The sequence below is a fragment of the Brachyspira sp. genome (assembly GCF_050873525.1).
Lineage (GTDB): Bacteria > Spirochaetota > Brachyspiria > Brachyspirales > Brachyspiraceae > Brachyspira.
Genome location: NZ_JBNMIZ010000099.1, coordinates 1 through 9,474, shown reverse-complemented (window position 1 = coordinate 9,474; position 9,474 = coordinate 1). Strand labels below are relative to the sequence as shown.

General features: G+C 33.9%; 10 protein-coding genes. 4 read left to right on the top strand and 6 right to left on the bottom strand.

Features of this window, described 5'->3' with window-relative positions; genetic code table 11:
- Positions 1-206 precede the first annotated feature (206 nt).
- On the bottom strand, positions 207-722 hold the full coding sequence (locus tag ACR0QS_RS07835; RefSeq protein ID WP_432632884.1) for a ferritin: 516 nt from the start codon (positions 720-722) through the stop codon (positions 207-209).
- Between the two features lie 245 nt (positions 723-967).
- On the opposite strand from ACR0QS_RS07835, the gene ACR0QS_RS07830 reads away from it, so the two are divergent.
- From ACR0QS_RS07830 to ACR0QS_RS07815, 4 genes are all read left to right on the top strand, one after another.
- Positions 968-2,155 carry an acetyl-CoA C-acetyltransferase gene (locus ACR0QS_RS07830; RefSeq protein WP_432632883.1) on the top strand — a complete coding sequence of 396 codons (1,188 nt, stop codon included), beginning with the start codon at positions 968-970 and terminating at the stop codon, positions 2,153-2,155.
- Between the two features lie 132 nt (positions 2,156-2,287).
- The gene (locus tag ACR0QS_RS07825; RefSeq protein ID WP_432632882.1) at positions 2,288-3,064 is read left to right on the top strand and encodes an enoyl-CoA hydratase-related protein; all 777 of its coding nucleotides are present in this window, start codon (positions 2,288-2,290) and stop codon (positions 3,062-3,064) included.
- 99 nt (positions 3,065-3,163) lie between these two features.
- The gene (locus ACR0QS_RS07820; protein ID WP_432632881.1) at positions 3,164-4,003 is read left to right on the top strand and encodes a 3-hydroxyacyl-CoA dehydrogenase family protein; all 840 of its coding nucleotides are present in this window, start codon (positions 3,164-3,166) and stop codon (positions 4,001-4,003) included.
- 180 nt (positions 4,004-4,183) lie between these two features.
- Positions 4,184-4,558, top strand: coding sequence for a group III truncated hemoglobin (locus ACR0QS_RS07815; protein WP_432632880.1), 375 nt, complete (start codon positions 4,184-4,186; stop codon positions 4,556-4,558).
- A 271-nt stretch (positions 4,559-4,829) separates the two neighbouring features.
- On the opposite strand, the gene ACR0QS_RS07810 is transcribed toward ACR0QS_RS07815, so the two are convergent.
- From ACR0QS_RS07810 to fusA, 5 genes are all read right to left on the bottom strand, one after another.
- Positions 4,830-5,360: an aldo/keto reductase gene (locus tag ACR0QS_RS07810; protein ID WP_432632885.1), complete on the bottom strand. Its 531-nt coding sequence runs from the start codon at positions 5,358-5,360 to the stop codon at positions 4,830-4,832.
- A gap of 32 nt (positions 5,361-5,392) precedes the next feature.
- Positions 5,393-5,641, bottom strand: a complete 249-nt coding sequence (locus tag ACR0QS_RS07805) for an aldo/keto reductase (RefSeq protein WP_432632879.1) — start codon at positions 5,639-5,641, stop codon at positions 5,393-5,395.
- 279 nt (positions 5,642-5,920) lie between these two features.
- Positions 5,921-6,337, bottom strand: a complete 417-nt coding sequence (locus ACR0QS_RS07800; protein ID WP_432632878.1) for a hypothetical protein — start codon at positions 6,335-6,337, stop codon at positions 5,921-5,923.
- A 26-nt stretch (positions 6,338-6,363) separates the two neighbouring features.
- Positions 6,364-7,182, bottom strand: a complete 819-nt coding sequence (locus ACR0QS_RS07795; protein WP_432632877.1) for a PTS sugar transporter subunit IIA — start codon at positions 7,180-7,182, stop codon at positions 6,364-6,366.
- 84 nt (positions 7,183-7,266) lie between these two features.
- A complete protein-coding gene (gene fusA / locus ACR0QS_RS07790; RefSeq protein ID WP_432632876.1) occupies positions 7,267-9,354 on the bottom strand; it encodes an elongation factor G in 2,088 nt (695 codons plus the stop codon).
- Positions 9,355-9,474: the final 120 nt, after the last annotated feature.

Genomic DNA, 9,474 nt, shown 5'->3' with positions numbered 1-9,474 from the left:
ATATAATTATCATTTTTAATTGGATTACTTCGGCTATAAATAGCCTCGTAATGACAATGTAAAAAGGACTATCATTGCAAGCCTTTTAAATACAGTCATTGCGAAGCGACTGCTGAAGCAATCTACTATCTACATAAAAAAATAAAACGGCATCATATTTAATATAATTAATAAAAAATATAATGCCGCAAATTAAGAAGTAAATATTAATTAGTATGTTCTTCTTTATCCAAATTAGACATGAATTTATCGAATGTATATAAATTTCTGCCTTTCAAATCTCCAAGAATTTTAATTTTATCCATAATATCGTTGAATAAATTTTCTTCTTCGAGTTGTTCGTTAACAAACCAGTCTAAAAATTTTAAAGTTATATAATCTTTATCGTCCATCGCTTTACTTACAAGTTTTTTGATTAAAGAAGTTATATATTGTTCATGCTTAACGATTTTTTCAAAAACTTCTTCAACGGATGAAAAATTATGTTCGGGTTCTTTCATAGCTCCCATAATAGGCTGTCCGTCTACTTTTTTAATGAACTCGTTAAGTTTTTCCAAATGCGTATGTTCTTCCGCCGAATGATTATTCAAAAAAGCGGCGCATCCTTTTAAACCTTGTTTTGAACACCAGCCCGCCATATTGAAATAAAGATTAGCGGAATAATGTTCTTCGTTTAAATGATTGTTTAGAAGTTTAATCGTTTCTTCTGAAATTATAGGCATAAAAATCTCCTTTATCTATAATAGATATTTTTTAATTTTGATTAATTTTAATTTAATTATATTTTAAAAGTTTAAATATTTCAAGAGATTAAAAAATTAAAGTTTAAAATTTGTTTAAGATTTAATGCAAAAATTTTTTAATAAAACACTTGAATTTGATAAAAAAATGTATTATACTATATATTAAGCATATCGTATAAAACTAAAAACGCGATATGAAAATAACAATTCTTGGAGATTTTAATATGTCAAAAAAAATAGTATTAGCCGGAGCTTGTCGCACGGCTATTGGAAGCATGGGCGGTTCTTTAAGCACCGTTCCCGCAGCAGAATTAGGCGCTGTAGTCATTAAAGAAGCCTTGAAAAGGGCAAATGTTCCCGCTAATAAAGTGGACATGGTTTATATGGGTTGCGTTATACAGGCATCTCAAGGGCAAAATGTGGCTCGCCAATGTTCAATAAAAGCTGGTTTGCCTATAGAAGTTCCCGCTATGACAATAAATGTCGTTTGCGGTTCTGGTTTGGACGCGGTTAATCTTGCGGCAAATATGATAGCGGCTGGAAATGCCGATATAGTTGTTGCAGGCGGAACTGAAAATATGTCTCTCGCTCCTTACGCTTTGAAAAACGGAAGATACGGTTATAGATTGGGCAACGGTTCTTTGATAGATACGATGGTTAATGACGCGCTTACTGACGCTTTCAATAATTATCACATGGGAATAACGGCTGAAAATGTTTGCGATGATTGGAAACTAACTAGAGAAGAATTAGACCAATTCGCTGCAAACTCTCAACAAAAAGCAGTAAAAGCAATAGAAGCTGGAGCTTTCAAAAAAGAAATAGTTCCCGTTACAATTAAAAATAAAAAAGGCGATATAGTATTCGATACTGACGAAGGACCAAGAGCTGGAATAACTGCGGAATCTTTATCAAAATTAAAACCAGCTTTCAAACCTGACGGAGGAAGAGTAACCGCTGGTAATTCTTCGAGCATAAACGATGGAGCTGCCGCTATAGTGGTTATGAGCGAAGAAAAAGCTAAAGAATTAGGCGTTAAACCTATGGCTACTTGGGTTGCTGGAGGTTTGGGCGGAGTAGAACCAAGAATCATGGGAATCGGACCAGTTGCCGCCACTAAAAAACTTTTGGCTAAAACGGGATTAACGATTAAAGATTTCGATATTATCGAATCTAACGAAGCTTTTGCCGCTCAATCCGTTGCGGTAGGTAGAGAATTAGGAATAGATGTTGAAAAACAGCTTAATCCTAACGGAGGCGCTATAGCTTTAGGACACCCTGTTGGAGCTTCTGGCTGCAGAATACTCGTAACTTTGCTTCATGAATTGGAAGCTAAAGGAGCGAAAAGAGGACTTGCCACTTTATGTATAGGCGGCGGTATGGGTTGCGCGGTTATAGTTGAAAGAGAATAAAATATTATAAATGGGTTTGGTTTTATCCTAAAAAGCTAAACCCGTTAAATATATAATTTTTTATTATAAAATTTCATAAAAACTATCATAAAAATAAAAAAAGAAATAAAAAATTGGAGGATAGCAATATAAATGGAATTCGTTAAATATGAAGAAAAGGATATGATTGGCTATATTACAATTACGAGAGAAAAGGCTTTGAACGCTTTAAACTCTCAAGTATTGGACGAATTGAATAAAACTTTCGATTCCGTTGATATTAAAACCATAAGATGTTTGATACTAACGGGAGCGGGAGATAAATCTTTCGTTGCGGGCGCCGATATATCCGAAATGAGCAAATTAAGTAAACTCGAAGGCGAAGGATTCGGAGATAAAGGAAATAAAGTTTTTCGTAAAATAGAAACTTTTCCAATTCCCGTGATAGCCGCTATAAACGGTTTCGCTTTGGGAGGAGGATGCGAAATTGCAATGAGCTGCGATATTCGTATTTGTTCCGATAACGCCGTATTTGGACAGCCTGAAGTAGGACTCGGAATAACTCCGGGATTTGGAGGCACTCAAAGACTTCCAAGAATAGTGGGAATCGGAATGGCAAAACAGCTTATATATTCGGGAAAGAATATAAAGGCGGACGAGGCTTTAAGAATCGGACTCGTTAATGCCGTTTATCCTCAAGCCGAACTTATGGCTAATGTGGAAAAATTGGCAAAATCTATAGCAAGCGCCGCGCCTATAGCCGTTCGCAATAGTAAAAAAGCTATTAATGACGGTTTGCAGGTTAATATGGATAAGGCGATTGAAATAGAAGAAAGATTATTTGGAAACTGTTTTGAAACGGACGACCAAATAGAGGGAATGACGGCTTTCTTGGAAAAAAGAAAAGTTGAACAATTTGTAAATAGATAAAATAAAATATTAAAAATTTAAAAAATTAAAAGAATATAAAAAATACTGCCAGAGGCACGCCTCACTCTGTGGGCTTTAGCCTTGGCGAAGGAGTAAAAAATGAAAGTAGGAGTAATTGGCGCTGGAGCTATGGGTTCTGGAATAGCGCAAGCTTTTGCAATGACCGAAGGCTATGAAGTTTGTTTATGCGATATTACGGAAGAATTCGCGGCTAACGGCAAGGCAAGAATAGTAAAAAGTTTTGACGGAAGAGTGGCAAAAGGCAAAATGGAAAGAAGCGAAGCGGATAAAATCGTTTCAAAAATTTCCGTAGGTTTGAAAGAAATCTGTAAAGACTGCGATTTGATAGTTGAAGCCGCTTTTGAAAGCATGGAAGTAAAGAAAACGACATTCAAAGAATTGCATGAAATTTGCAAATCCGACTGCGTATTTTCTTCAAACACTTCTTCTCTATCAATCACGGAAATAGGAGCGGGAATAGGCAGACCAGTTATAGGAATGCACTTCTTCAATCCAGCTCCCGTTATGAAATTGGTTGAAGTTATTTCGGGAATAAACACTCCGAGAGAAGTTGCCGAAAAAATCATAACTATTTCAAAAGAGATAGGAAAAGTTCCCGTTGAAGTTAATGAAACTGCGGGATTCGTGGTAAATAGAATACTCGTTCCTATGATTAACGAAGCTATAGATTTATATTCTATGGGAGTGGCTTCTGTAGAAGGAATCGATAACGCTATGAAACTTGGAGCAAATCATCCAATGGGACCTTTGGCTTTGGGCGATTTAATCGGACTCGATATAGTTTTAGCGATTATGGAAGTTCTTCAAAGAGAAACGGGCGACCCTAAATATCGTCCAAGCGCGCTTCTTAGAAAAATGGTTAGAGGCGGTATGCTTGGACAAAAAACAGGAAAAGGCTTTTACGATTATTCAAAATAATTTTTAATTTTTAGTAATCAAAAAATAGGCGAAGGGAAACAAATTCTCTTCGCTTTTTATTTTTTAATATCTTATAAATATTTTATTAAACGAATTTGTAATTAATTTCAAGTTATTATAAAATTAATTATTATAAATATTAAACATTAAATATTAAATATTAAAATTAAGGATATATAAATGAAATATAACGAAATAAACGATGAAAGTATAGATAAATTAATGAAAAATTTTTACGCTAAAATAAGAGTTCATAAAGATTTGGGTCCGATATTTAACGGAGCGGTTGGAACGGATGACGAATCTTGGGAAAGGCATATTGAAAAGATAGGAAAATTTTGGAAAACTATGCTTTTGGGGGAAAAATTATATATGGGAAATCCCGTTTTGCCTCATATTAATTTGCTTCCTTTCGATATAAAATTATTCGATGTCTGGCTCGGATTATTCAAAGAAAGTTTGGACGAATTATTTGAAGAAAAAGCCGCCAATCGTTATTTGGAGGTTGCCAATAATATAGCGATTAATTTTAAAGCGGTTTTATTTAATCAGTAAAAAAAGCTATAATATAAAATAATAGCGAGCGAATTATTTGCCCGCTATTAATTCCAATATGGTAAGATTTTCAATAATGTATATAAAACCAGATACAATATAAGGAGGACAATTTACATTCCACTATGGTTAGATTTATAATAACAACACATTCGTTTCTTACTTTAATTACATCTCCATTTACATTCCATTATGGTAAGATTTAAAAATTAGCAATAGAAACTATGCAAACGATAAACGCAATAGCATTTACATTCCACTATGGATAAATTTAAAAATCAAATTCCAAAGGATTAAATCCCGTTCTTTCGTTACAATTCATTGCGTCTATTTTTTTAATATCTTCCGCTTCCAATTTGAAATCGAATATATTAATATTTTCTTCTATTCTTTCTTTTTTTACGGATTTCGGAATCGCAACGACTTTATTTTCAATATCCCATCTCAATATTATTTGAGCCGCCGTTTTATTATATTTTTTCGCTATTTCTTTTAATGTTTCGTTTTCGATAAATTTTCCTCTTCCGAGCGGCGACCAAGCTTCGACAAACATATTTTTACTTTTGCAAAATTCTATCAATTCTTTTTGATTCAAATTCGGATGTCTTTCAATTTGATTGACTGCGGGAGGAACGGAACAATTTTCAAAAATATCGTTTAAATGTTTTATTTCAAAATTGCTCACTCCGATTGCTCTCGCTTTTTTATTTTTATATATTTCTTCCAAAGCTTTCCAAGTGTCTAAATATCTTTCTTTTTTCTGCCCGGGCCAATGAATTAAAAGCAAATCGACATAATCCATATTCAATTTTTTAAGACTCTCTTCAAAAGATTCTATAGCCTTTTTATAACCTTGATTTGTATTCCATATTTAAATACTTCTTCTCTTTTAAGCGCGGAATTTTTTATAGCTTCGCCCAATTCTTTTTCGTTATCGTAGAATTGAGCGGTATCGAATTTTCTGTAGCCCGATTCTACCGCCCATTTAACCGCATTATAAAGTTCGTTTTTGTCGGTTATTTTATATATTCCAAAACCCAAAATCGGCATCTCAACGCCGTTATTTAATTTTACATTTATCATTTTTAATTCCTTAAAATTTTAAATTATTTATTGATTAATTATATAATATTTTTAAAATAAAATAAGTATGTATTAAGAATTTAAATTGAATTAAGAATTCGTCATTGTGAACGAATGAGGCTAAAGCCCGAAGTAATCTAATTAATAGAATTTGATTTTAAATTAAACTTTATAAATAGTGGATTGCTTCGGCTATAAATAGCCTAGCTAGCAATGAAGTCTGAAAAATATTGTCATTGCGAGCCAACGGCGAAGCAATTGCCGATACAATTTTTAAACCTACTTTATATAAGTCCTAAATTCTTCAATAAAAGTAGAATCTTGATTATCTTTCACCGTTATTTTTGCAATATAAACTCCCGCTGGCAAATATTTTCCGTTTTTATCAAGTCCCGCCCAAATGCAAGTCGCAATTTTTTTATCAGCAGTATCGACTGTCAAATCTTTACTGTCAAGCAAATCGCCAGAAGTCGAATAAATTTCTAATTTGGCGTTTATTATCTCTCCGCTTTTTATAGAAACTCTATAAGTCGTATAACTTTCTTTTGAATTAAAAGGATTTGGAAAATTATAAAAATCTTCAATTCCCGAATTTGGACTTAATGAACAGGAAGCGATAAAAATAATAAAGAAAGCTAAAAAGAAAAATATAATATGATTCTTTTTAGCCTCTCTTATAAAATTATTTTTTTTCATTGAAACTATCAAATAAAAATCAAATTTTAATCTGTCGTAAATAATATTCTTCCGCAATGGAAACACATTATTATCTGATTTTGTCTTCTTACTTCATTAACCGTCATTTTCGGTATTGCCACATTGCAGGCGCTGCATTTATAATTGTCGATTTTAGCCAAAGCCTCGCCCTTGCTCTCTTTAATTCTTTTGTAATTTTCCAAAACGGATATGTCTATTTTGCTTAAAATAGTGTCTTTATATTTTTTATACTCTTCCAAAACCAAATCGGATTTTTGTTGAGCATGAGTCGAACTGTAAAGCTCGTATGCCTTAATTTGTATTTCCGCTCTTTCCAATTCTATCAAGAATTTAATCTGTTTTTCCGCCTCAAATTTTTCATCCAATTTTTTGAAAGCGTCCAAAACTTTTTGAAGTTCGTCAAAATTCTTGGTTTCCATCACTTTATCGAGTATTTCTTTTTGATTTACCAAGAAAAATATTTGAGATAAATTCAAAAGATAATCTTGAGGATTTTCAAGGTCCGAAAGTATGGCAAATACTAATTTAACGGGAGTGTTATCGTCCGAATCCGAATCGTAATTAATCTCTTCTTTAAGAAATCCTACGAATATGTCGGTTTTTCCATATCCTTGAATTCTTCCATGCGGAACTGCGACTCCGTTTCCAATATTTGTCGTGTATTCGTTTTCTCTCTTTTTGAAAGCGTCAAAAATCGCGTCCGCTGACGGAGAGGAAATAGCCGCTATTTTTTCGCTTAAAGTTTTGAATAGCGAATCTTTGTTTGTAGATTCCAAATCTTCAAATACATGTTCTTTTATTATTTTGTCAATTATTTTGAGCATATAATCTCCTATTTAAGTATTTTGTTATTATATTATACAATACAAAAAATATCAAATTTTTTATATCGGTTTTTAAATCTAAATTCAAGCCGAAGCTCCTAATAAAGCCTTTCTTTCTTCTATAACTTTATCCGCCAAAGGTCCCGTTAACTCTTGATAATGCGAATGTTCCATTTCAAAAGTTCCTCTGCCCGAAGTGGACGCTTTCATTTCTATCGAGTAAGTAAGCATTTCCGATAAAGGCACTTCCGCTTTAATCATTTGCACGGTATTCGAAGCCGCTTCCATTCCCAATATTTTCCCTCTTTTTCCCGTAAGTTCGTTCATTATAGAACCCGTAAATTCTTCAGGAACATATACGACTACTTTCATGATAGGCTCTAATAAAACTGGAGAAGCGTTTTTGAAAGCCTCTTTTGCCGCCATAGAACCCGCTATTCTGAAAGATAATTCGTTTGAGTCTACATCATGATATTTTCCGTCATAAACTCTCACTTTAACATCAACCATAGGATATTTTCCCAAAGGTCCCTGTTGTAAAGCGTCTTGAATTCCCTTTTCAACTCCCGGAATATATTGTTTCGGAATAGCGCCTCCGAATATATCGTTAACGAATTCGTATCCACCGTCTCTTGGCAAAGGTTCAACTTCCAAATGCACTTCTCCGAATTGTCCGCTTCCGCCCGACTGTTTTTTATGCCTATATTGAGCCTGCGCTTTCTTTCTTATCGTTTCTCTATATGCGACTCTCGGAACGCTCTGCTCGATTTCCGCTTTAGTTAAGGCAATCACTCTTTCCAAAGCTAATTTAACTTGCAAATCTCCCATAGCCTTTATTATGGTTTCTTTCGTTTCGCTGTCGAATTCCACATTAAAAGTCAAATCTTCTTGAGATATAGTTTCCAATACTTCCATCGCTTTAACATCGTTTTTCAATATCTTTATAGCGGTAAAAAATATCGGTTGAGGAATTTTTAAATTTTCAAATTGGAAAGGAGATGATGGAGCGCTTATCGTATCGGCAGTTTTGCAGTCGGATAATTTAGCCAAAACTCCTATATCTCCTGCCGTTATTTCGTCCGTTTCCGTTTGCTTTTTTCCTCTCGCCATATATATATGAGCAACTTTTTCCCGTTTTCCCGTCCTCGAATTATAAATTTCATCTCCGCTTTTTAGACTTCCCGAACGAACTTTGAAAAATGATATTCTTCCCGCGTATTGGTCTATAGTCGTTCTAAATACGAATGCCGCAAAAGGGTCGTTTCCTAATATCGTTCTTTCCGCTTCTTCGTTTGTTACGGGATTTTTTCCTTTAGTCGCTGGAACATAAGAAGGCGAAGGCATATATCTTATTATCGTATCCAAAACCGCTCCCATTCCAATATCTTTAAGCGATGTGCCGAATAATATAGGAACTACTTTATACTGCAATATTGATTTTGTTAGCGCTTCTATATATTCTTCGTCCGAAAATTTATCTCCCGATAAAAATCTTTCCGTTAAAGTGTCGTCAACTTCGCATACCAATTCTTTTAATTTATCTCTTGTCGCTCTGTATTCTTCGTAATATTCTTCTGGAATTTCTTTTTCTATAATATTTCCTTTCTCGTCTCTGAAAAAAGCTTTATGATAAATAATGTCTATTATGCCCTTAAAATCTTTTCCGTTTCCCATCGGTATTTGTATTGGAACGACTGGAGGCTCTTTAAAGTTATGCTCAATTTTTTCAAGCAGTTCTTTATGATTAATCATGTCTTTATCGATTTTATTGATGAAAATAATTCGCGGTCTTTTGAAATTATTTGCCATCTGCCAATGTTTTTCCGTTTCGATTTGTATTCCAAATTCCGCGTCTATAACGACAATGCAAGACTCGGCTACTCTCAAAGCTGGATTAATCTCTCCGCTGAAATCTCCCGAACCCGGAATATCAAGCAGATTGATTTTATTGTCTTTCCATTCTATAAAACTTAAAGATGTCCGAATCGACATATTATGTTTTATCTCTTCGTCCGTATAATCGCTTACGGTCGTTCCTCTCGCAACTTCGCCTTTCTTGTCGATGCATTTCGCTCTAAAAAGCAAGGCTTCGTTTAGAGTCGTTTTGCCACTTCCGACATGCCCTAAAATGGCTACATTACGAATACTTTCGGGTTTATATACTTTTCCCATAGTCTCTCCTTTTATACATAAGATTTGTATTTATATTAATGTTTTTAGGTTTTCTAAATATGCTTAAAAGATAAGCGGATTCATAGAAAGTTAACTTGTGCATGATACATATAGTATAGT

Bases quoted from the DNA above. Each gene is read 5' to 3' on its own strand.
- ACR0QS_RS07810 (WP_432632885.1), bottom strand. From the start codon at position 5,360: ATGGATTATGTCGATTTGCTTTTAATTCATTGGCCCGGGCAGAAAAAA.
- ACR0QS_RS07835 (WP_432632884.1), bottom strand. From the start codon at position 722: ATGCCTATAATTTCAGAAGAAACGATTAAACTTCTAAACAATCATTTA.
- ACR0QS_RS07830 (WP_432632883.1), top strand. From the start codon at position 968: ATGTCAAAAAAAATAGTATTAGCCGGAGCTTGTCGCACGGCTATTGGA.
- ACR0QS_RS07795 (WP_432632877.1), bottom strand. From the start codon at position 7,182: ATGCTCAAAATAATTGACAAAATAATAAAAGAACATGTATTTGAAGAT.
- ACR0QS_RS07820 (WP_432632881.1), top strand. From the start codon at position 3,164: ATGAAAGTAGGAGTAATTGGCGCTGGAGCTATGGGTTCTGGAATAGCG.
- ACR0QS_RS07800 (WP_432632878.1), bottom strand. From the start codon at position 6,337: ATGAAAAAAAATAATTTTATAAGAGAGGCTAAAAAGAATCATATTATA.
- ACR0QS_RS07805 (WP_432632879.1), bottom strand. From the start codon at position 5,641: ATGATAAATGTAAAATTAAATAACGGCGTTGAGATGCCGATTTTGGGT.
- ACR0QS_RS07815 (WP_432632880.1), top strand. From the start codon at position 4,184: ATGAAATATAACGAAATAAACGATGAAAGTATAGATAAATTAATGAAA.
- ACR0QS_RS07825 (WP_432632882.1), top strand. From the start codon at position 2,288: ATGGAATTCGTTAAATATGAAGAAAAGGATATGATTGGCTATATTACA.
- fusA (WP_432632876.1), bottom strand. From the start codon at position 9,354: ATGGGAAAAGTATATAAACCCGAAAGTATTCGTAATGTAGCCATTTTA.